The following is a 21216-nucleotide window of genomic DNA, read 5'->3' on the forward strand; positions in this document are numbered from 1 at the left end:
GCTGGCGGTCGGGGCGGCGGTGCTCGTGGTCTCGCTTGAGTCGCCGCCGAGGGCCGAACACCCGGCGAGCGACCCGAGGCCGGCGCTCCCGAGCGCGGCGAGGAACGCCCGTCGGTCGAACGCGGGTCGGTCCGTCATCTGTCTATGTGGTGGAGTCGAGGACGGGACAAATCTCTTGTGTCGTTCGGCGACGGAGAATGCGGGGCCGGTTGGCGAGGCCGTCGGTGCGGCGTGGGCGACCGCTCAGAACTCGCCGTTGATGATGTCGGCGACGTGCTGGCGGTCGAACAGCTGTTCTTCCTCCGGGATTTCGGGGTACGGACCGCCGTCCGAGGTCGGCCACGCGCCGAACTCCTCGGGATGGAACTGCTTGGCGCTCATCTCCAGTTGGAACAGGTTGAGAATCGGACCCTGATAGCGCGCGCCCTGCGGGTAGACGCGGCCGTTCTGGACCGCCGAAATCTCCGCGGCGACGGGGTCGTCTTCGAGCGTCGCCCGGAGGTCGTTCATACTGACGTTCGGCTGCATCCCGCTCAGGAAGAGAATAACGTCGGGGTCAGCCTCCAACAGCGCCTCGAAGTCGACGTTCGAGCCCGACTCGATAGAGCCTTCGAACGCGTCGCGGGGTGCGAGCGGCCGGATGTGGGAGGTCATAAATCCGGGGTTGCCGACCGTGTACGCCCAGATCTGCTTTTCGATGTCGGCAGCCGTGAGAAGCACCACGCTCGGGCGCTCGTCTTCCGGCGGCAGACCCGCCTCGATGGTGGCGAGCAGGTCGTCGTGAACGGCCGCGAGGGCCTCGTAGCGCTCCTCTTCTTTGAGCACCTGCGCGACCTTCTCGAACTGCTCCCACAGCGTGTAATACTCGTAGTCGCCGGTCCACTCGTCGGTCGGCGACGCGTGACGACCGCTCAGCGAGTTACCGAACCACGGCGAGATGTTGTCGTCGACCTCCTTGATGTCGTCCATGTCCCACTGTTCGAGCTGGATGACCCACGCGGGGTCGGCCAGATGCACGTCGCTGTCGAGTTCGTAGAGCTTCTCTTTGCTCGTCTCCCACGAGGGATACAGGTCCGCCCAGTCGACCTCGACACCCGGGAGTCTCGCCGTAAACTGCTTCCACGTCGTGTCGTAGTACGCCGGGCCGTTGACCGCATTCACGTCGTCGCCGCGGCCGAGCGCGAACGCCATCCCCGCGTGGTGGGTCAGCCGCGTGAAGATGCTCTGCGGCGGCTCGTCGAACTCGACGGTGCCGACCGGCGACATCGTCACCGAGTACGAACTGTCCTCTGGCGTCTCGGTCTCCGTGTCCGTGGCTGTCTCGGTCGCGGTCTGCGTCGTCGATTCGGTCTCGGCGTCCGTAGACTCCGAACCGTTCCCCCCGGTACAGCCGGCGAGCAGGCCGCCGCCGACGGCCGCGCCGCCGTACTTCACGTAGTCGCGCCGCGTCAATCCCGTCCGTGGCGTCTCGTCGTGCTCCATATTTTTTAGGCCCACCTAAAATAGATAATTGCTTCGGTTCTCGGACGACAGCGGGGCCGTCACGAGCGCGAACAGCGCCTCGTCGGTTCAGCCGAGTGTCGGCTCCGACAGGAAACGTCGGGGGCCGGCCTCGCGTCGCCGCTTGGTGCGATTGGACTGCCTACGGCCGTGTGGCCGATTCCGCGCTCACCTTGGGTCTGTCGGCGACGAGGCAGCGGCCGAGCCGTCGATACTGCTCGCCCTCGTTTGTTTTAGGTTGACCTAAACTATTGAAGGTTTTCGGTTTGTCGGCACGGGGAGTGACGCGTTCGACGTATTGATGAGTGAATTGCGAGCGGGAATGTGAGTCTCCTAACAGAGCCTCCCGTGTCACCCAATAAGAGAGGACGAGTGGCGTGGTGGCTCAGATTCGAACTTCCCTCGCTGTCGCTCAGACGTTCGAATCTTCAGTCGCCCAGACAACCGTTTCGGGGAGACTCGCACACGCTACGCGGTGCTCGTTGGCGTTGAAAGGGGTAGAAATGGGCCGGCTCAGATTCGAACTGAGGTTACGGCCACCCGAAGGCCGAAGGATACCAAGCTACCCCACCGGCCCGCATTTTGAGGCAAGCCACCGTCGCGTTTAACAGTTGTGATTGTGGGTCACCGTCAGACCGCGTGACACACCGCCGACCTCGACTCAGTACCGCGAATAGCCCGCGGTGTCGAGGTAGTTGTGCGCGACCGTAATCGAGTGGTCGGCGTGGAGAATCTCGGGACCGAGGCGGACCCGCTCGTCGGCGGCGGCCGCCAGCAACTCGGCCTCCTCGTCGGTGAAGTCGTGGTGGTCCGAGAGGACGAAAAGCGGATTTTCGGGCGGTTCGACCTGAACCACGGGGTCGCCGTCCTCGTGGAGTTCGACCACGGCCGCGTCGCGGGCGGCCTCCTCCAGCGTCGTCTCGAAGCCCATCCGGCGGATAGAAACCCCCGGTGACGACTCGGCGGGCATGTGGCCGATTGCCTCCCCGCGCTTCTCCAGCGCCTTGCGAATCAGCGCGGCGGTGGAGCGTTCGTCGGGGTTGAGTCGACGGAGTTCCGACCCCTCGAAGCGGACGGTGTACTCGTCGCCGAGGACGAGGTGGACCCGAACGTCCTCGCGGATGTCGTGCGAGAGGAAGAACGCGGAGTTGACACAGCGACAGAGCACGTCGAGGCGGCCGGCCCCGCCCGCGATGTCGTCGAGCGAGAAGTCGGGCGTCGTCGGCGCGTCGTGGCCGATGACGATGAATTGGCGCATGAATCCGACTCGGCGCGTCGAGGCCTTATTGCTGTTCACTCGCGCGGGCAAGCGGGCAGATTGAAGCGAAGCGACGCACGCGGTAGACGCGAATCTCCCTGACCGCGCACGTCATATCCGCCGGACGCTTACCTCGGGTAAGTGAGCCTCAAAGCCGGGCGCGACCCGATGGTCCGCCTGTTCGCCGAATACGGTCGCGAGAACCTCGCGTGGTTCGTCGTCGGGCTACTGGCGAGCGTCCTCGGGCGACTCATCGCGGTCGTGCCGGCACTCGTCCTCGGGGTCGCCATCGACGCGGTGTTCTTCCGAAACACGGCGTACGCCCTCCCGCTGGTCCCGTCGTCGTGGTTACCGACGACCGTCTCCGGGCAGTTCTGGCTGAGTTTCTGGCTCGTCATCGGGGCGTTCGTCGGCGGAGTCGCGCTCTCGTGGGTGCAGGGACTCGGCCTCGCGGTCTACTCGAACCGCGTCCAGCACGCCGTCCGCGTGGACACCTACGACGCGCTCCAGCGACTCGATATGGCCTTCTTCGACGACAAGCAGACCGGGCAGGTGCTGTCGATTCTCGACGGCGACGTGCGCAACCTCCGGACGTTCCTCGACAGCACGCTCTCGGGCGGCCTCCAGTTGGTCGTCGCCGTCGTCGGCATCGCGGGCGTGCTGTTCTACCTGAACGCCCAACTCGCGGTCGTCACGCTCGTGGCCGTCCCGCTTCTGGCCGTCTTCACCGTCTGGTTCATGCGGACGATTCGGCCGCTGTACCGCGCCCTCCGCGAGAGCGTCGGCGCGCTCAACACCCGCATCGAGAACAACGTCTCGGGGATAGAGGTCATCAAGGCCTCCGCGACCGAGGACTACGAGACCGACCGCGTCGCCGACGCCTCCATGGACTACTACCGACGCGCGCTCGCGGTCGTCAGACTCGACTACCTCTACCAGCCGTCGATGGAACTCCTCGCGGGCGTCGCGTTCGCCGCCACGTTCGCCATCGGCGGCGTCTGGCTCATCTTCGGCCCGCCAGCGCCCTTCACGGGCGACCTGCTCGTCGGCGAGTTCGTCACGTTCCTGTTCATGACCCAGCGGTTCATCGACCCGCTGTCCGGCGCGGGCCGCATCGTCAACTCCTACGAGAACGCCCGCGCCTCGGGCGAGCGCATCTTCGGATTGGCCGACCGGGAGGCCGTCGTCCGCGACGGCCCCGACGCCGAGTCCCTCGACGCAATCGCCGGCCGCATCGAATTCGACGGAGTCTCGTTCGCCTACGCGACCGGCCGCGAGGTGCTCCGCAACGTTTCGTTCACGGCCGAACCGGGCGAGACCGTCGCGCTCGTTGGCCCCACGGGTGCGGGGAAATCCACCGTCGCGAAGCTCCTCCTCAGGCTCTACGAACCCACGAGCGGGTCGGTCCGCGTAGACGGCCACGACGTGCGCGGGGTCGAAACCAGGAGCCTCCGCGAGGCCATCGGCTACGTGAGTCAGGACGTGTACCTCTTCGACGGGACGGTCAGGGAGAACCTCCTGTACGGGGCGTTCGACGCCACCGAGGCGGAGATGGTCGCGGCCGCGAGCGCCGCCGAGGCCCACGAGTTCGTCTCGCGGCTCCCCGACGGCTACGACACCCGCATCGGCGAGCGCGGCGTGAAGCTCTCGGGTGGCCAGCGCCAGCGGCTCTCCATCGCCCGCGCGATGCTCCAAGACCCGCGGATTCTCGTCCTCGACGAGGCGACGAGCGCCGTTGACACGGAGACGGAGCTGCTCATCCAGCGCGCGCTCGACCGCCTCTCGGCGGGCCGGACGACGCTCGTCATCGCCCACCGGCTCTCGACGGTCCGCCGGGCCGACGCCATCGTCGTCCTCGACGAGGGGGAAGTCGTCGAGTCGGGAACCCACGACGAACTCGTCGAACTCGGCGGCCTCTACGCGACGCTCTGGGGCGTCCAAGCCGGCGACGTATCGGGCGTCTCCGCGGACATCCTCGCGCGACTGGTCGAGCGAAGCCGCGCGGCCGACGAGGCTGACGCGGACCGCATCGCCGACGGGGTCACCGCCGACGGCGGCGAAGACGCCTGAGGAAGTCGCCAGCCGCATCCGACGCGAAGAGAACGAGTGACGAAAGAAACGAGTTGGGGCACCGAAGCCGGAGACCGGCTTCGGTCGCGTGAGTGATAGCTGGGTGTCGGCGTCGAGCAACCGGCCGCCCGCGGTGGCTGAGACGGGTGGACCGGTCGCGTCGATACACGTCGGTTCGGGTCGGTTACGCCGGAGTCGGGGCGGTTCCCTGTCCGGGTGCCGACCCGGGCTCGCCGCCGGATTCGGGCGTGGCCGGGGCGGGCGCGCCGGACTCCTTGTCGCCGGAGACGAGGAAGTCCGCGAGGTTGCCGACGAGCACCTCGTTGTCGGCCTCGTAGGCCGATTCGGGCGCGAGGAAGTCGGCGTCACCGATGGCGACGACCGTCTCGCTCTGGGCGGCGACCGTGTACGGACCGGTCTTGCGAATCGACTCGACGCGGGTCTCGCCGCCGGAGACGAGCGCCGGCGAGACGCTGTCGGCCGAGACCGAAAGCGGCGCGGCGTCACGGAACACGACCTCGTCGACGCCCTCGGTCAGGGCGGTGTCGCCCTCGGGCGTGGCGTAGACGTTCTCGTAGTTGAGGTAGTAGTCGTGCATGTTGTACAGCGACGAGGAGCCGAACGAAACCCCGTAGTCGGAGGTCAGTCCGGCGTCGCCGCCGACAGCGCCAGTCGACACCGAGACGGTGATGAGACCGAGGACGCTCGTCGTGCCCGCGGACTGCGGGTCGCCGACGAGGGCGACGCGGCCGCCGGCGTCCTCGAACGACCGCAGGCCGGCGAGCTGGTCGCCGGTGTACGGCTGTTCGGGGTTGACGACGACGAAGGCGTCAGCCGCTCGGAGCGAGCCGTTGAAGTCTCGCTGGGCGTCCTCGCGGGTGAGATACTTCACCTGGTGACCGTTGGCGACGAGGGCGTCGACGAGCGGTTGCATATCAGCCTCGCTCACGTCGTTCTCGTGGGCGACGTCGATGAGGACGGTCTTCGGCTCCGCGTTCGAACCCATCGTCACGTCGCCCGATTCGGGGCCGGGCGTGGCGACGAGTTCGTCCGCGTCGAACGCCTGTTTCGCGGCGTTCTCCGTGTCTGCCGGGGCGCTACCGCCGAGTTGGAAGGCGTAGGGTGCCACCGCGGCTCCGACCAAGATGAGGCCGAGCGCGACCGCGAAGACGACCGTCCCGCCGAGTAAGTTACGCTGAGACATTACCGATCACCTCATCTTCGTACTGCACTTGCCCGTACACCATCAGGAACTGCGGCGCGCGAACGCCGTCGTAGCCGATGGGACTCTCTTCGATGACGACCGTCGAATTACCGTTCTGCGAGCTGAGAAGGATGATTCCCGAACGAGTCGGCGGCTCCTTCTCGACGACCTCGTAGTCTTCGAGGCCGGCTTCAGAGGCGGCGCGGTCGATGGCCGTCTGGAGCGTGCCGATGTCGTCGGCGTAGCCGTTCTGCGTGGCGCGAGCGCCGGTGTAGACCTTCGCGTAGGCGACCTCCTCGCGCGACAGCGAGAGTTCGTCGCCGCGGTGGTCCATGACGCTGCCGACGAAGGCGTGCTTCAGCGTCTCAATCTGCGCTTCGCGGTGGTCGAGGGTCGAGTCGACGCCTTGTCGGGACCGGTACGGATCTCGTTGGACGAGCCACCGTAGGGTGCCGAGCCGCGGACGCCGACGCTCCCGATGACCGACGAGGGCGTCACGTAGATGTTCTCCGAGGGAAGCATCGCGTAGTACGCGCCCGACGCGCCCGTTCCTTGGACGCTCGAAACGACGGGCATCTCTTGGGCGGTCCGGTTGACCGCCAAGTACATCCGCTCGGAGGCGGCGGCAGAGCCGCCGGGGCTGTCGACCTGCAGGACGACGGCCTTTATCGATTCGTTCTCTCGCGCTTCGTGGAGGTCCTCTTCCAGCTGGTCAGCTGTGTAGGAGGTGATGGTCCCGTCGACCGAGATGACCGCGACCCTGTCGGGGGTGGGCGCGGCCGCGTCGTAGACGACGGGGGCGAGGAATGCTCCAACCAGGACGGCCGCGACGAGGGCGAGGACCGAAACGGTCCGCGTCGACGCCGCGGAGGAGGGTTTTGATACCATACTGCGGACGTGACTTCTAGAGCGGCTGTGAAAATACTTGTCATCGTAAAAGACAGTTATTCAGACAAGAACGCGAGGCGACGGGGGCGAAATGCGCCGACTACGGCGGGTCGTCCCCGGAGACGGTCGATGAGGGTCGACCGGCCTCAGTCGGTCAGTCCGTAGCCCCGCCGGAAGAGAACGACGTTGAGACCGACGACCCCGAGCGTGAGCGCCGTCAGCACGCCGAGAGAGAGGTTCGGGTCTACCTCGGTGACGCCGAGGAAGCCGTAGCGGACGCCGTTGACCATGTATATCATCGGATTGAGGAGCGACGCCTGCTGGAAGGTCGCCGGAATCTCGTTGAGCGAGTAGAAGACGCCGCCGAAGAACACCAGCGGCCGGAGGATGAACTGGTTCATCATCGTCAGGTCGTCGAAGTCGTCGGCCCAGAGGCCGCCGACCACGCCGAGGCCCGCGAACAGCAGGGTGATGACGAGCATGAACGCGACGAGGTAGAACGGTTGGGCGACGCCGACGGTGGTAAAGACCATCCCGATGAGGGCGACGAGCGCGCCGACGAGCACCCCGCGGGTCGCACTGGAGAGGACGTACGCGCCGACCATCGAGGTGTACGACAGCGGCGAGGTCAGCGCCTCCTCGATGTAGCGGTTCCAGCGGCCGTGGAAGATAGAGAACGAAGCGTTCTCGAACGCGTTGGAGACGGCCCCGAGGACGATGAGGCCGGGGAGGATAAACAGGATGTACGGGACGCCCGCGATTTCGTTGATGCGCTCGCCGAGGATGACGCCGAAGACGGAGAAGTACAGCACGTTCGTGATAAACGGCGGGACGAACGTGTTGCGCGGGCGGCGGACGAACCGGAGGACTTCGCGGCGAAGCAGGGCGTAAAAGCCGGTCACGTCGAGGCTCGTGAGACTCATTGTTCGACCTCCGCGGTGGCGCGGCCTTCGCCCCTGTCTCGTCATCTCGACGAACACCTCTTCGAGCGACGTGCGAGAGATTTCGAGGTCGACGATTTCGTGGCCCTGCCGGTCGAGCGCCTGCACCACGTCGGGGGCGACGAGACCGCCCTGCTGTGCCGTCACGACGAGGCGGGTGCCGTCCAGTTCGACGGCCTCGACGCGGTCGTCGTCGGCCGCGAAGTCGGGCACCGCCGTCGGCGGGTCACGGAGTTGGACGACGATGTCGTCGGTGCCGCGGTCCATCAGTTCCTCGGGGCTGGCGACCTCGATGACGGACCCGGAGTCGAGGATGGCGACCTCGTCGCAGAGGCGTTCGGCCTCCTCGATGTAGTGAGTCGTGAGCAGGATGGTCGTCCCGCTGTCGTTGAGGTCGACGATGGTCTCCCAGAGTTCGTGGCGCAGTTGCACGTCGACCCCGGCGGTCGGCTCGTCGAGGATGAGCAGGTCGGGGTCGGTGATGAGCGCCCGCGCGAGCATGAACCGGCGTTTCATCCCGCCGGAGAGCCAGTCGAAGCGGGTGTCGCGCTTGTCGTAGATGCCGACGCGCTTGAGCACCTCGTCGGCGCGCTCTGCGGGCCTCGTCGTGCGGAATCCCGTGGTAGCCCGCCTTGTGTTCGAGCACTTCGCGGATGGGGAAAAAGCGGTCCACGTTGAACTCCTGCGGCGCGAGGCCGATACGGTCGCGGGCCTCGCGGTAGTCGTCTTCCACGTCGTAACCGAAGACGCTCGCTTTCCCGCCGGTCTTGCGGACGAGGCCGACGAGGATGTTGATGAACGTCGTCTTCCCCGCCCCGTTCGGCCCCAACAGCCCGAAGAACGACCCCTCCGGAACGTCGAGGTCGACGCCGTCGAGGGCGCGGACGTCGCCGTAGGACTTCGTCAGGTCGCGTATCTCAATCGCGGATGCCATTCGTTGGTGCGTCGTCGGGCGTGGACGCGATTAAGCGTAGTGTCCGCGGAACGCCCCGTCACGGCGTGGCACGGCCGGTCGCCGGACGGAGCCGAAGACGCTCTGAGTCCGCACGGAGAGCCCAGATGTGTTACCACGTGTCAAATTAGGCCCTAATATCCGTCCGTACAGAACTAAGTCATTAACTAATATTATCATTATCAATCATTAACTATTAATAGTTCTCGGCAGTCGAACCGGGTGAGGAGACATCCGATGGTAGTATCCGCAGCACACCACGCGACCGACCGCTCGACGACCGCGATACGAACCGACCGCTACCGACCGCCGACACCACCGACGTAACCGATGACAGACCGCGACAACACGACCCGAACCGACACGACGACCCGCACGCCGACCACCCCTCGCTCGACGACGACTCGTCCCCGCGCCGCGCGGCGCTACCCCAACAACGAGGAGAACATGGACGCGCCGCTCGTCCCCTTCATCCGACAACCGGGCGAGGACGACGAGATGACGACGATTCGGCGCGAACTCGCCGCGCTCCGCGCCCAACTGAACCGCATCGAGCGAACGATGCAGCCCACCGACACCCAATGAACCCGACCGAACTCGACAGCGACGTCTTCGCACAGGATGTTGACAACCAGAAGGCCCGCGAACTGCGGGAGATGCTGAACACGCAGGACTTCGTGTTCGCGCCCGGCATGTACCACGCGCTCGACGCCCGCCTCGCCGAGATGACGGGCCACGACGCCGCCTACATGTCCGGCTACTCGACGGTCCTCGGGCAGTTCGGCTTCCCCGACTTGGAGATGGTCACGATGACCGAGATGGTCGAGAACGCAAAGCGCATGGTCGAGGCGACGAACCTGCCGGTCATCGCCGACTGCGACACGGGCTACGGCGGCATCCACAACGTCCGCCGCGCCGTCCGTGAGTACGAGAAGGCCGGCGTCGCCGCCGTCCACATCGAAGACCAGACGACGCCCAAGCGCTGCGGCCACATCGCGGGCAAGCAAATCGTCTCCCGCGAGAAGGCCAAGGCTCGCTTCGAGGCCGCCGTCGACGCCAAGCAGTCGGAGGACACGGTCGTCATCGCCCGCACCGACGCCTACGGCTCCTCGAACGGTGACTGGGACGAACACGTCGAACGCGGCCGCATCTACGCCGACGCCGGCGTCGACATCGTCTGGCCCGAGATGCCGAACCCCTCACGGGAGGACGCCGTCGCCTACGCCGAGGAGATTCACGAGACCCACCCGGACCTGAAGCTCGCGTTCAACTACTCGTCGTCGTTCGCGTGGTCCGAAGAGGAGGACCCGCTGACGTTCCAGGAGCTGGGCGACCTCGGCTACAAGTACATCTTCATCACGCTGTTCGGCCTCCACTCGGGCGCGCACGCCGTCTACGAGGACTTCAAGAAGCTCGCCGAACGGGACGAGGAAGGCCAGTTCGACCTCGAACAGCGCTACCTCGACCACCCGACCGAGAGCCACCACGAACTGTCGTTCGTCTCGCGGTACCAGGACATCGAGACGCAGTTCGACCCCGAGGCGCGCCGCCGCATCGAGGAGTCCGAAGGGTTCAGCGAGGAGCAGGCCGACCCCATTACGAGCAACGACGATGACTGAGCGCAGACACGACCGCGAGTTCGTGCGGACGTTCTTCACCTCGCCGACGGCCGTCGAGGGCGAAGACGACTCCGCGAAGATGCTCCGACGGGCGGCCGGCCTCCGCGGGATGCAAGCGCCCGACGTGTGGGTCCCCGACAACGAGGACGCCACCGCGCCGTCGATGCGCGACGAGGGGGCCGAGAACATCGTCGAGGTCGTCGCGGAACGCGGAGCCGACTTCCCCGGCGAGATTCACCCGCGGATGGTCTGGCACCGCGACAGCCCCGAGACCCGGTATCAGGGCTTCCAGCACATGCTCGATATTACCGACCCCGAGCGGGGCGCGGTCGAGCACATCGACGGCTTCGTCATCCCCGAGGTCGGCGGCATCGACGACTGGAAGAAGGCCGACGAGTGCTTCACCATCGTCGAGAACGAGCACGGACTCGACGAGGGGAGCCTCGCCATGTCGGTCATCATCGAGAGCGGCGCGGCCGAACTCGCCATGGGCGACCTCCGCGACGAGATGGGCAAGCCGACGAACAACCTCGAACGGCTGTTCCTCCTCGTCGACGGCGAGGTCGACTACACGAAGGACATGCGCGCCATGACGCCGACGGGCGAACTCCCGGCGTGGCCGGAGCTTCGACACAACACCTCTCGCGGGGCCAGCGCCGCCGGTTGTATCGCCGTCGACGGTCCCTACGACGACATCCGCGACGTGGAGGGCTACCGCGAGCGCATGACCGAGAATCAGGCGAAGGGGATGCTCGGCATCTGGTCTCTCACGCCCGGACAGGTCGTCGAGGCCAACACCTCGCCGCTTCCCCCGAAGACCGGCAGTTGGCTCCTCGACGCGGGCGGCGAGGAGGTCGAACTCGCGTCCGAGGACGGCGTCGAGGTGTACGACGGCGACCGCCTCTCGCTCGAAGCCACCGACGACGGCTACGAACTCCGCGTCGGCGGCGACGCGCGGGAGCTCACCGCGGACGAACTCCGCGAGGAACTGCTCGGCCTGACCTCGTACGTCCCGAGCATGGACGACATCGTCGACTCCATGGAGGAGTTCGAGGCGGCAAAGGAAGCCGGCCGCGGCGCGATCGCCATGACGCAGTCCGCGACGCTCCGCATCGGCGGCACCGAAATCGACATCGAAAAGGACCGCATGTGGGACGAGGCGACCTATCAGGCCGCGATGACGCCCATCAGCCTGTTCCAAGACGTGTACGAACACCGTCCGGACCAACACGAGGAGTTAGAGGAGCGCTACGGCGCGGGCGTCGTCGAGCGCGCGATGGAGGTGGGCCTCTGAGCGCGGGCACCGACCACAGGGGGTCCGCCGTCGGCCCCGCGTCCGGCTTGGTCAGACGACGGCGTCCGGTTTCGTAGCTCTGCGACGCGCCCGCCCGAACCGTGGGGGCGACGCGTCGCGCTTCTTTTTGGCAGTCTCGCGTGTGGTCCGTTCCGACCGCTCCAGTTCGACCCCGGCCGACGCTATTCTCAAGGTCCGCCCGCGCGAGTTGACACGTGTGAACGATTCGAGGAACACCCCGGCGACGCCCGCGGCGGCGAGCGACGGCGACAGCGGCGCTGACGACCCGCTGAAACCCGACGCAGTCGTCGACTTCGAGTCGGCGGGCGTCGGCGACGAAGAGACCCTCGCGCGGCTCCGCGCGGTGAGTTTCTACCTCGACGAGGCGTTCGAGGTTCCGGGGACGAACTACCGCGTCGGCCTCGACCCGATACTGGGGCTCGTTCCGGGAATCGGCGACGCGACGGCATCGGCGCTCTCGGCGTACATCCTCGTCGAGGCCGCGATGCTCGGCGTCCCGCGGGCGACGCTCGCGCGGATGCTCGGCAACGTCGTCCTCGACGCGACCGTCGGGTCGCTCCCGCTCGTCGGCGACGTGTTCGACGCGGCGTGGAAGGCGAACGCCCGGAACGTCCGGCTGTTGGAAGCCCGATACGACGACGCCTCTCCCGCGGCCGCGGCGGCCGACCGGCGCTTCCTCTTGGCCGCGGTCGCCGTCATCACTCTCCTACTCGTCGCGCTCGGCGCGGCCACGGTGCTCGTTGCCCTGTGGGTGTTCGGACACGTTGGACTATTGTAATTACCCGATAGACGAACTGTGAGAATCAGTCGTGTGAGTCGTTATCCATCCCCAAACTGTAAACTACAAGACATATATACTAGCTTGCAAACCGTGGCGTATGGAACGACGTACCTTCCTGAAGAGCGTCGCCGCGACGGGAGCCCTCCTCACCACCGCCGGTTGTATGGGCGGTGGCTCCGAGTCACAGCCGACCGCGGGTAACGAGACGGGTAACGGTACCGGCGGGGAGACGACGACCGAGGCCGAACCGGCCGAGGTTCCGGACCCCGAACTCACCTTCCGCACGAACAGCGGCGTCCTCCGCGTCGTCCACATGGGCGGCGAGAAGATCACCGCCGACGAGACGAGCGAGGTCTACGTCGCCGTCGACGACGAGCGCGCCACGACGTGGGTCGACGACAGCGAAGAGACCGAAGACTTCCCCGTCTCGGTCGGTAACTTCCAGAAAATCGAGTCCGCGGAGACCGGTTCGACGGTCGAAGTCGTCTGGGTCGGCACCGAGGGTGCCGAGGAAGTCCTCGCGACCCACGAAGTCGCCGCCGAGGGGACCGCGACCACGACGACTGCGAACGAGACGACCACAAACGAAACGACGACGAACGGGACGACTACGACGACGTCCACGAACGAAACCACGATGAACGAGACGGCGACGACGACGACCGCCACCAACGAGACGGTCACGACGTCCGACGAGACGACCACGTCGTCGGGCAACGAGACCAGCAACTGAGCAACGCGACCGACGCCGGCGCGGACACCGGCGTCGGACGCGGCGGGACTTTTTTCGACTCGAACGGGGTTCGATATTCGCGCGGCCACGCCCGAAGCGACGGGACCGCGACCCCCCGCGGGACGGGGTGGGGCGGACTCAGTCGTCGGTCGGCAGGGCGTCCGAGTCGGTCGCCGGTTCGGGCGCGACGAGGCCGGCGCGGACGCCGAAGCGACGAGCCAGCGGGCCGAGCGCGTCGCGCTTCATGAACGCGAAGCCGAGGAGGATGAGCGCGAAGCCGGAGACGGTGACGGGGCCGATGCGCTCGCCGAGGAACGCCCAGCCTGAAACGGCGGCAACGACCGGCGTGACGTAGTTGACGAGGCTGATTTCGACAGCGCCGATGCGGTCGAGCAGGACGAAGTAGGCGATGAAGCCGACGGCGCTGCACAGCACGGCCAAAAAGAGCAGCGCGGCGACGACGAGCGGTGACCACGCCACGCTCGCGAGGCCGGGTTCGCCGAGGACGGGGCTCGTGACGTGGAGCATGCCCGCGCCGAGGAGCATCATCCACGCCTGCATCGCGACGACGGGCGGATTTCCGGGGAGGCGCTTGACGAGCACCGAGCCGAACGCCCACGCCGCGGCGGCGAGAAACAGCAGGACGACGCCGAGGAGTTGGCCGCCGACCGACCCCGAGGCGAGGGCGATGACCACCGTTCCGGCCAGCCCCAGCAGGACGCCGAGGAAGCCGAACGCGTCGAGGCGCTCCTCGGGCAGCATCGGCCACGCGAAAAACGGCGTGAGGACGGGCGCGAGGCTGATGACGATGGCCGAGACGCCGCTCGTCACGTACCGCTGGCCGGAGAACAGAAGCGAGAAGTGCGCGCCGATGAGGAGCGCGCCGCCGACGAAGACGACGAGCCACTCGTCGCGGCCGCGGGGTCGCCAGTCCTCCGCCGCGAGCAGGCCGTAGACGAACAGCACGACGCCGGCCACGTCGTACCGGAGGGCGGCGAACAGCACGGGCGGGAGGGCGTCGAGACCGACCTCGATGGCCATGAAGGAGGTCCCCCAGAGGACCGCGATGGTCGAGAACAGTGCGAGCGTCCGATTCGTTTGCTGTATTGAGAGACACGAGATATCGACCGGAGAGCCGGGTGTTGAAGCGGCGTACCACGCCGCCGTACATCAAATTTCTCGGAGCCGAGATAGCACTCCACTCGGGCCGTGTTGACAAACAGCGCTGTTCTGAGGTCTGTCGCCAAGCCGTGCCGCGACGACCCGACGAACAAAGTAAGCTAGTTACGCGCGCCCCGATAGAGACCGACCATGAGCATCCTTGAGGACGCGCGAGCGCTCGCCGAGAGCGGGCCGGTCTGCGACGCCTGTCTGGGCCGGGCCTTCGCCGAGCGCAGTTTCGGGCTGACGAACGCCGAGCGAGGCAAGTCGCTCCGGGTCGCCGCCGCCCTCGACGACGACGAGCCGTACGAGGCCGTCGAGACCGAGGACTGCTGGGTCTGCGAGGGGGCCTGCGCCGAGTTCGACGAGTGGGCGGAACGCTGTGCAGAGGCCATCGAGGACGTTGAGGTCGAGACGTATCAGGTCGGCACCCGCGCGCCGCCGCTGGTCGAGGAGAACGAACTGCTCCTCCGCGAGGGTGCGGGCCTGCCCGAGGACGCCGGCGAACTGTTCAAATCCGAGTTCAACCGCGAGGTCGGAAAGCGGGTGGGCCGGCTCACCGGCACCGAGGTGGACTTCACCCGACCGGACGTGCAGTTCCTCCTCGACATCGAGGCCGACACCGTCGAGGCGCAGCTCAACTCCGCGTTCGTCTACGGGCGCTACCGGAAACTCGCGCGCGACATCCCGCAGACCGAGTGGCCATTGTACCGCGAGTGCGACGGCTCGGGCTACAAGGGCAAAGAGCCGTGCGACTACTGCGGCGGCTCCGGCTACCTCTACGAGGACAGCGTCGAGGGCTTCGTCGCCCCCGTCGTGACGGACGTGATGGACGGCGTCGACGCGAAGTTCCACGGCGCGGGCCGCGAGGACGTGGACGCGCTCATGCTCGGCACCGGCCGGCCGTTCGTGGTCGAAATCATGGAGCCGCGTCGCCGCAGTATCGACGTGGAACAGCTCGAAGGCGACATCAACGCGATGGCCGACGGCGAAATCGAAGTCGAAGGACTCCACCTCGCCACCTACGACATGGTCGAGCGCGTGAAGAAGCTCGACGCGAGCAAGGAGTACCGCGCCGCCGTCGAGTTCGACGACGACGTGACCGACGAGGACCTGCAAGCCGCGCTTGACGAACTCACCGGCGCGACAATCGAGCAGTACACCCCGCACCGCGTCGACCACCGCCGCGCGAGCATCACCCGCACCCGCCACGTCTACGACGCCACCGGCGACCTCGAAGACGCGCGCCACGCGACCGTCGAAATCCACGGCGAGGGCGGCCTCTACATCAAGGAACTGGTCTCCGGCGACGAGGGCCGAACCAACCCGAGCCTCGCCGGCATCCTCGACACGGGCGCGGTCGTCACCGCGCTCGACGTCATCGCGGTCGAAGGCGAGGACGAACCGTTCGAGGACGACGAGTTCTTCAAGGACTGAAACGAGACCCCCGGGACCCCCCACGGGCGTCGTCGCGGACCGCAACCTCTAATTCTCCACCCCAAGACCCGACCAGATATGCACATCGGCGTCGACGAGGCCGGAAAGGGACCCGTGTTGGGTCCGATGGTCGCCGCGGCGGTCCGGGCGGACCCCGACGCCCTCCCGGACGGAATCGCCGACTCGAAGCGACTCGCTCCCGAGCGGCGCGAGGAACTCGCCGCGAAACTCCGGGAGCGCGACGACATCGAAGTCGGCGTCGCGTTCGTCGAACCGGAGACCATCGACGACCCCGAGACGGACATGAACCTGCTGACCGTCCGGGCGCAGGTCGAAGCGGCCGCCGACGTCGCCGACGCCGCCGACGAGCTCGTCTGCGACGCGGGCGACGTGAGCGAGTCCAGATTCGGCCGCCGCGTCCGCGAGGGACTGGCCGAGGCGGGCGTCTCGGTCGAGGTCCACGCCCAGCACCGCGCGGACGACGAACACGCCATCGTCGGCGCGGCGAGCGTCGTGGCGAAGGTCGAACGCGACCGGCGGGTCGAGGCCATCGCCGACGAGTACGGCGAGGTGGGAAGCGGCTACCCGAGCGACGGAACCACCCGCGATTTCCTGCGGGAGTACGTCCGCGAACACGGAATCCTGCCGGACTGCGCGCGGAAGTCGTGGTCCACCTGCGCCGACCTCATGGCCGCCCACGAACAGTCGTCGCTGGGGGACTTCTGAGGCGTCGCGGGACCGGCGGTCGAAAAAGTGGAGGGTCGGGGTGGTTCGAAAACGGGTCGCTGAGCGGGGCTACCGCATCTCGGCGAGCGCGACGTACCCGCCTTCCTGCGCGGAGAGCCACGTCGTCAGCAACTCGTCTTCGGAGAGTCCTGCGGGGAAGATGGTGCACTCGTCAGGTGCGTCGTCGTACGGGGCGACGATGGCGACGAACTCCTCGTCGTCCCCGGCGGACCGCCGCGAGGCGTCCGGCCGGGTCGTCGCGTCCGTCTCGTCGTGTCGAACTGTCGTGTCGTCCATGAGTGGAGTGCGTGCACCGTGATTACCGACGGGCGGCGGTTGCTTGGTTGCCGCTTCAAGCAGTGTTTTATAGGCAGTCTATATGATTCTATCGGCGAGTATCCCCCGGCGGGGACGATCGAAACCGCCGCAGTCTTCCGATTCTGAGATAGCGAACATTCGCACGGGGACGGGGGTATCAACTGCGAGAATCGCCGAGGCTGTCCGAGCGTGCGGAATCGGCGGTTCGCAGTGCCCGAGGTCGGAGTCGTACCGGACGGGAGAAAGAGACGCGTCGGCCGGAGTGGGGTCGGCCTCAGCGGTCCTCGGTCAGGAGGAGTCGGAGGATGTCACCGTACGCCGGGCGGGTGACGAGCACGCCGACGATGACGCCGAGGATGGTGAAGATGGCGAAGCCCTGCAGGTCGCCGAGCGAGAGCACGGCGAGCGGGCTCATGGCGATGATGGTCGTCGCGGCGGCCGCGCCGATGACCCAGAAGGCCCGGCGGAACCGCGACTGGAAGACCTTGCGCGAGGTCACGGAGCCCTCGGCCATCACCTCGTCGGCGATGATGATGAGGTCGTCCACCCCGGTCCCGATGACGGCGATGAAGCCGGCGATGACAGAGAGGTCCAGCGGGTAGCCGATGGCGGCGGCGAACCCGAGGAGAATGTACACCTCCGAGAGGCCGGTGACGATCATCGGCAGGGCGACCTGCGGTTTGCCGTAGCGGACGAAGACGACGCCAGCGACCGCGAGCACCGCGATGATACCCGTGATGAGCGAGTCGAACTTGAAGCTCTCACCCTGACTCGGGGAGATGTACGACGAGGTGCCGCTGTCCTCGCCCGAGAGGTCGAGGCTGGCCGGCAGCGCGCCGGCGCGGAGGTTGATGGCGATTTCCTGCGCCTCGGACGTGTTGCGCGTCTGGAGCTGGAAGCTCGGCGCGCCGGCCCACTCGCCGGCCCGCATGGAGTCCGCGAGTCCGGGGCTCATCCCGAAGGCGTTGACGACCTCGCCGTTGACGACGAGGAGGAGACAGCCCTCGGTCGTGTTCTCGCCGCCGTCTTCCATATAGGTACACCGCGTCCCGCCGGGTTGGGCGAGGCCGGTGTCCTGAACTGCCGTCTGGAACTCCGGTGCGGGCTCGTCGCGGACGGAGACGGGGACGAACGCTCCGCTTCCCGTCTGGGACTCCTGTGCGGTCCCGATGGAGGTGAAGTCGGCCTGCGTCAGGACGGCCTCGCGCGTCTCGTAGGTCCGCGTGCCGTTCTGCGAGGTCGGGTAGTAGATGTCGATCTGGACCGTCCCGCGCTCGCCGACGAGGTCGACGACGTCGGACTGGTCGCGGTTGGGGACCTCGACGAGGATGAAGTGCTCGCCCGTCGCCGTGGTCACCTGCTGGACCGTCCCGCCGGAGAGGCCGGCCTCGTTGATCTTCGACTGGAGGACGCGGACCGTCTCGGCTCGGGTCGTCTCGGTTACGCCGTCTCTGACCTCGCCGTGGGCGTAGCCCGCGGCGTCGAGCGCGGCGCTCAGGTCGTCGGCCGTGACGTTCTCCAGGGTCGCTTCGACCGTGCTTGACTCAGCGCCAGTTCGGGCGATGATGTCTGCGGCGTCAGCCCCCGCCAACTGGGCGGCGACCTGCCGTTCGACGACGCGCTCGGAATCGCCTTCGAACTCGACGTCCTCGGCCGTGACGCCGACGAGCGGCGCGCGGATGCGCGTCCCGCCGTCGAGTTGGAGGCCGAACTTGAGGTTCGTCGCGCTGTTGTCCTCACCGATTGGGGACTGGCCCCCGATGGTCGGCGAGAAGAGGGCGAACGTCGAAAGCAGGATGGCGACGACGAGGAAGATGACCCGCCAGTTGTCGCGGAGCGTGCTCATCGGGCCACCCCCTCGAACTTGTACCAGCGGAGGAGGGTCACGTTCAGCATGTAGGTGTTCATCAGGTCGGCGGTGAGGCCGAACACGAGGACCGTACCGATGGCGGCGAGCAGTTGAATCCCGAACAGCGTCGCCGTGATGGTCATGACGATCATCGCCGCGATGGACGTGAGCGTCATGGTCACACCGGTGCGCATGGCGCGCGCGGTGGACTCGTAGAAGTCACCGGACCGTCGGAGGACGTGGTTGTTCAGGAGGATGTCCGAGTCCACCGAGTACCCGATGAGCATCAGGAGGGCGGCGACGGTCCCCAGCGATAGCTCGATGCCGAGGAGGTTCATCAGCGCCACCGGGATGACGATGTCGGAGAACGCCGAGACGACGACCGCGATGGAGGGAACGAACGAGCGGAACATGGCGAACACGAGGATACTCATGCCCGCGAAGGCGACCGCGAGGCCACCGAGGGCGAGCAGTTGCGTCTCGGAGCCGAAGTTAGCGGACACCGCGTCGATAGACCGGACTTCGAAGCCGGCGTCTTCGGCTTGTGTCTGGAGTTCACTCGACGTCGCGCTCCCGGACTGGAAGGTCACGACGTACGTTCCGTCGGCCGCGACGGAACGAATCGATTCGGGCTGACTGTCGAAGGCCGCGGCGACCTCGCTTTGCGGGGCATCCGTTGCGATACGGAGTTCGGTCCCGCCGGTGAAATCGACGCCCGGGTTCACCGGCGCGCCAGTCGCGACGTACCACCCTCCGATGACCAAGAGGGCCACCGCGAGGACCGCGAGGGGGACGGCCACGAGTTGGCGATTCGTGTACCGGGTGTAGTCTACCTCCGGTACCGTAAACTCAACCATGGGTTGCGGTCCTGAGCGGTGCCGAATAAGGTTTCTTATCCGCGGACGGTCTCGGCTGTGAAACGGTCTGACGGGCGCGCGGCGAACCCGCGACAGGCCCATAATCGTTGGCCGACAATCGTGAGGTATGGCGACCGACCAGACGGCGACCCGCGTGGTCGTCTCCTTCCCCGACGAACTCAGCGCGTGGGGCCGCGACCAGCTGACCACCGACCACTTCGTGACCTACCTGCAGCGGGTCCACGAGGACGCCGCGCCGGGCGACGAGTGGGAGGAGTTCCTCGACGTGGGCTGTTGCGGCGACGCGTTGACGCTGACGCTCCGCGTGGAAGGGCTCGACCCCGCGGACGCGACCCGAATCGGCGAGGAGACGACCGTCGAGTTCGTCGAGCGCGAGGGAAGCGTCCACGGCGGGTGGTGCGTCCAGAGCGCGGACGGTCCCGTCTCCTCGACCGGAACACAGCGGTAGCAAAAGGCGAAGCGGGAGCGCGAGAAGACGAGCGACCGGAGAGCAGAAAAGAACCGACTCAGGGCATGTAGCGGACCGCGACGACGCCCGGCTGCGAGCGGATTTCGACGCGATTCACGTCGAGTCTGGCGGCCCGCGAGAGCAGCCCCTCGCGGTCCGAGAGGATGTCGTCGACGGCCTGTTCGGTCATGTCGTCGGGGACCGACAGGACGTGAATCTCGCCGGTTCCGGCGCGTTCCTCCCGGACGAGTTCGCCGTCGGGGTTGTCCGCGGCGATGTCGCGGGAGTTCGTCGTCGGTGACTCGGTGGAGCGCTCGACGGAGACGGTCCAGCGCGAGTCGACCTCGACGAGCTGCCACGAGACGTTCATCGGCGGGTCGGGCGCGACGGTCCCGCGGACGGCTTCGTCCTCGGAGACGCCGGGGTTCGACGAGAGCGCGTGAACCTGCCCGGAGTGAACGTCCTTCAGGACGGCCGACTCCTCGTCGGCGGCGGTGACGAGAAACGTTCCCGTTCGCTCGGACTCGGATTCGGATTCGGGCTCGGACTCGGTCATCACTCGGTGTAAGCAACCGGGCCTTTTCCCCGTTTCGGGCGCTTTCGACCGCGTGTGCCACCGATACGCACGGCGACGGTGGGCTTTTCTCGCCGCGCTTCGACGCGACTGACGATGCCCGCGCTCTGGCGGTTGACCCGGACCGAAACGGCCCGCCGCGTCTACGACGCGCTCAAGGCCCGCGGACTCACGGCGACGCAGATGGACGAGTACGTCGCGGACGCTGAGGCGGCGGACGCCGACCGCGACCCTCCGGCGGGAGTCGAGATTCGCGCGCTCGACCCCGCGGAGGCGACGCAGTTCGAAACCCGCTACGACGCGTTTTCCGAACTCAGAGACGACGAGACGGCGGTGTGCGCGTTCGACGCCGGGAGAGCCGAGAGAGACGGCGAGGGCGGTGAGAACGGTGAAGTCGCGGACTCCGACCCCGTCGGCTATCTCTTCCTCGGCGACCCCGGCCTGACGTATCACGTTCACCCGCTGGAGGCCGACGTAACCTTCCCCGGCGGCTATGTCCGCCGGGTATTCGTCGCGCCCGAGGCGCGGAACCGCGGTATCGCCACCGCGCTCGTCTCGCGGGCC

Annotated in this window: 19 protein-coding genes, 1 tRNA gene and 2 pseudogenes; 10 read left to right on the forward strand and 12 right to left on the reverse strand. The window is 67.1% G+C overall.

Going from position 1 to position 21216, the window contains the following annotated elements:
• Positions 1-243: 243 nt before the first annotated feature.
• The 3 genes from ATB1_RS09560 to trmY all read right to left on the reverse strand — a co-directional run bounded on the left by ATB1_RS09560 (position 244) and on the right by trmY (position 2758).
• Positions 244-1482 (reverse strand): ABC transporter substrate-binding protein, encoded by a 1239-nt coding sequence (locus ATB1_RS09560; protein WP_042663499.1) that lies wholly within the window; start codon positions 1480-1482, stop codon positions 244-246.
• A 522-nt stretch (positions 1483-2004) separates the two neighbouring features.
• A tRNA-Pro gene (locus tag ATB1_RS09565) sits at positions 2005-2077 on the reverse strand.
• A gap of 84 nt (positions 2078-2161) precedes the next feature.
• On the reverse strand, positions 2162-2758 hold the full coding sequence (gene trmY / locus ATB1_RS09570; RefSeq protein ID WP_042663500.1) for a tRNA (pseudouridine(54)-N(1))-methyltransferase TrmY: 597 nt from the start codon (positions 2756-2758) through the stop codon (positions 2162-2164).
• A 168-nt stretch (positions 2759-2926) separates the two neighbouring features.
• On the opposite strand from trmY, the gene ATB1_RS09575 reads away from it, so the two are divergent.
• Entirely contained in the window at positions 2927-4828 is a 1902-nt protein-coding gene (locus tag ATB1_RS09575; RefSeq protein WP_042663501.1) for an ABC transporter ATP-binding protein, read from the forward strand.
• Between the two features lie 184 nt (positions 4829-5012).
• Here ATB1_RS09575 and ATB1_RS09580 read toward each other — a convergent pair whose 3' ends face one another.
• The 4 genes and pseudogenes from ATB1_RS09580 to ATB1_RS09595 form a co-directional block, all read right to left on the reverse strand.
• Positions 5013-6032, reverse strand: coding sequence for a hypothetical protein (locus tag ATB1_RS09580; protein WP_042663502.1), 1020 nt, complete (start codon positions 6030-6032; stop codon positions 5013-5015).
• Positions 6019-6920 (reverse strand): annotated as a pseudogene (locus ATB1_RS24100) (S49 family peptidase). The gene ATB1_RS09580 and the pseudogene ATB1_RS24100 overlap by 14 nt, the downstream one beginning before the upstream one ends.
• A gap of 146 nt (positions 6921-7066) precedes the next feature.
• The gene (locus ATB1_RS09590) at positions 7067-7843 is read right to left on the reverse strand and encodes an ABC transporter permease (RefSeq protein WP_042663503.1); all 777 of its coding nucleotides are present in this window, start codon (positions 7841-7843) and stop codon (positions 7067-7069) included.
• 102 nt (positions 7844-7945) lie between these two features.
• A pseudogene (locus tag ATB1_RS09595) lies at positions 7946-8795 on the reverse strand (ABC transporter ATP-binding protein); the annotation flags it as partial.
• Between the two features lie 348 nt (positions 8796-9143).
• Between ATB1_RS09595 and ATB1_RS09600 the strand changes: the two are divergent.
• From ATB1_RS09600 to ATB1_RS09620, 5 genes are all read left to right on the forward strand, one after another.
• Positions 9144-9398 carry a hypothetical protein gene (locus ATB1_RS09600; protein WP_042663504.1) on the forward strand — a complete coding sequence of 85 codons (255 nt, stop codon included), beginning with the start codon at positions 9144-9146 and terminating at the stop codon, positions 9396-9398.
• The gene (aceA, locus tag ATB1_RS09605) at positions 9395-10432 is read left to right on the forward strand and encodes an isocitrate lyase (protein ID WP_008577906.1); all 1038 of its coding nucleotides are present in this window, start codon (positions 9395-9397) and stop codon (positions 10430-10432) included. The genes ATB1_RS09600 and aceA overlap by 4 nt, the downstream gene beginning before the upstream one ends.
• Positions 10425-11726, forward strand: coding sequence for a malate synthase AceB (gene aceB / locus ATB1_RS09610; RefSeq protein WP_042663505.1), 1302 nt, complete (start codon positions 10425-10427; stop codon positions 11724-11726). The genes aceA and aceB overlap by 8 nt, the downstream gene beginning before the upstream one ends.
• 217 nt (positions 11727-11943) lie before the next feature.
• Positions 11944-12525: a DUF4112 domain-containing protein gene (locus ATB1_RS09615; protein ID WP_042663516.1), complete on the forward strand. Its 582-nt coding sequence runs from the start codon at positions 11944-11946 to the stop codon at positions 12523-12525.
• Positions 12526-12625: 100 nt separating this feature from the next.
• Complete coding sequence (locus tag ATB1_RS09620; protein ID WP_042663506.1) at positions 12626-13261, forward strand: twin-arginine translocation signal domain-containing protein; 636 nt, start codon at positions 12626-12628, stop codon at positions 13259-13261.
• Between the two features lie 138 nt (positions 13262-13399).
• Here ATB1_RS09620 and ATB1_RS09625 read toward each other — a convergent pair whose 3' ends face one another.
• Positions 13400-14341 carry a DMT family transporter gene (locus ATB1_RS09625; RefSeq protein ID WP_042663507.1) on the reverse strand — a complete coding sequence of 314 codons (942 nt, stop codon included), beginning with the start codon at positions 14339-14341 and terminating at the stop codon, positions 13400-13402.
• A 231-nt stretch (positions 14342-14572) separates the two neighbouring features.
• Here ATB1_RS09625 and ATB1_RS09630 point away from each other — a divergent pair, with 231 nt between their 5' ends.
• Both ATB1_RS09630 and rnhB read left to right on the forward strand, forming a co-directional pair.
• Positions 14573-15859: a tRNA pseudouridine(54/55) synthase Pus10 gene (locus ATB1_RS09630; RefSeq protein WP_042663508.1), complete on the forward strand. Its 1287-nt coding sequence runs from the start codon at positions 14573-14575 to the stop codon at positions 15857-15859.
• Positions 15860-15937: 78 nt separating this feature from the next.
• Positions 15938-16585: a ribonuclease HII gene (rnhB, locus tag ATB1_RS09635; protein ID WP_042663509.1), complete on the forward strand. Its 648-nt coding sequence runs from the start codon at positions 15938-15940 to the stop codon at positions 16583-16585.
• 69 nt (positions 16586-16654) lie between these two features.
• Here the strand turns inward: rnhB and ATB1_RS09640 are convergent, their stop codons facing one another.
• From ATB1_RS09640 to secF, 3 genes are all read right to left on the reverse strand, one after another.
• On the reverse strand, positions 16655-16882 hold the full coding sequence (locus tag ATB1_RS09640; RefSeq protein ID WP_042663510.1) for a hypothetical protein: 228 nt from the start codon (positions 16880-16882) through the stop codon (positions 16655-16657).
• Between the two features lie 295 nt (positions 16883-17177).
• Positions 17178-18749 carry a preprotein translocase subunit SecD gene (gene secD / locus ATB1_RS09645; RefSeq protein ID WP_042663511.1) on the reverse strand — a complete coding sequence of 524 codons (1572 nt, stop codon included), beginning with the start codon at positions 18747-18749 and terminating at the stop codon, positions 17178-17180.
• Entirely contained in the window at positions 18746-19609 is an 864-nt protein-coding gene (gene secF / locus ATB1_RS09650; protein WP_042663512.1) for a protein translocase subunit SecF, read from the reverse strand. The genes secD and secF overlap by 4 nt, the downstream gene beginning before the upstream one ends.
• 127 nt (positions 19610-19736) lie before the next feature.
• Here secF and ATB1_RS09655 point away from each other — a divergent pair, with 127 nt between their 5' ends.
• On the forward strand, positions 19737-20078 hold the full coding sequence (locus tag ATB1_RS09655; RefSeq protein WP_042663513.1) for a hypothetical protein: 342 nt from the start codon (positions 19737-19739) through the stop codon (positions 20076-20078).
• A 58-nt stretch (positions 20079-20136) separates the two neighbouring features.
• Here the strand turns inward: ATB1_RS09655 and ATB1_RS09660 are convergent, their stop codons facing one another.
• Positions 20137-20634: a DUF5812 family protein gene (locus tag ATB1_RS09660; protein WP_042663514.1), complete on the reverse strand. Its 498-nt coding sequence runs from the start codon at positions 20632-20634 to the stop codon at positions 20137-20139.
• 114 nt (positions 20635-20748) lie between these two features.
• On the opposite strand from ATB1_RS09660, the gene ATB1_RS09665 reads away from it, so the two are divergent.
• Positions 20749-21216: GNAT family N-acetyltransferase (locus ATB1_RS09665; RefSeq protein ID WP_042663515.1), on the forward strand; the 468-nt coding region annotated here is incomplete at its 3' end.

The sequence above is a fragment of the Haloferax sp. ATB1 genome, from assembly GCF_000730175.1.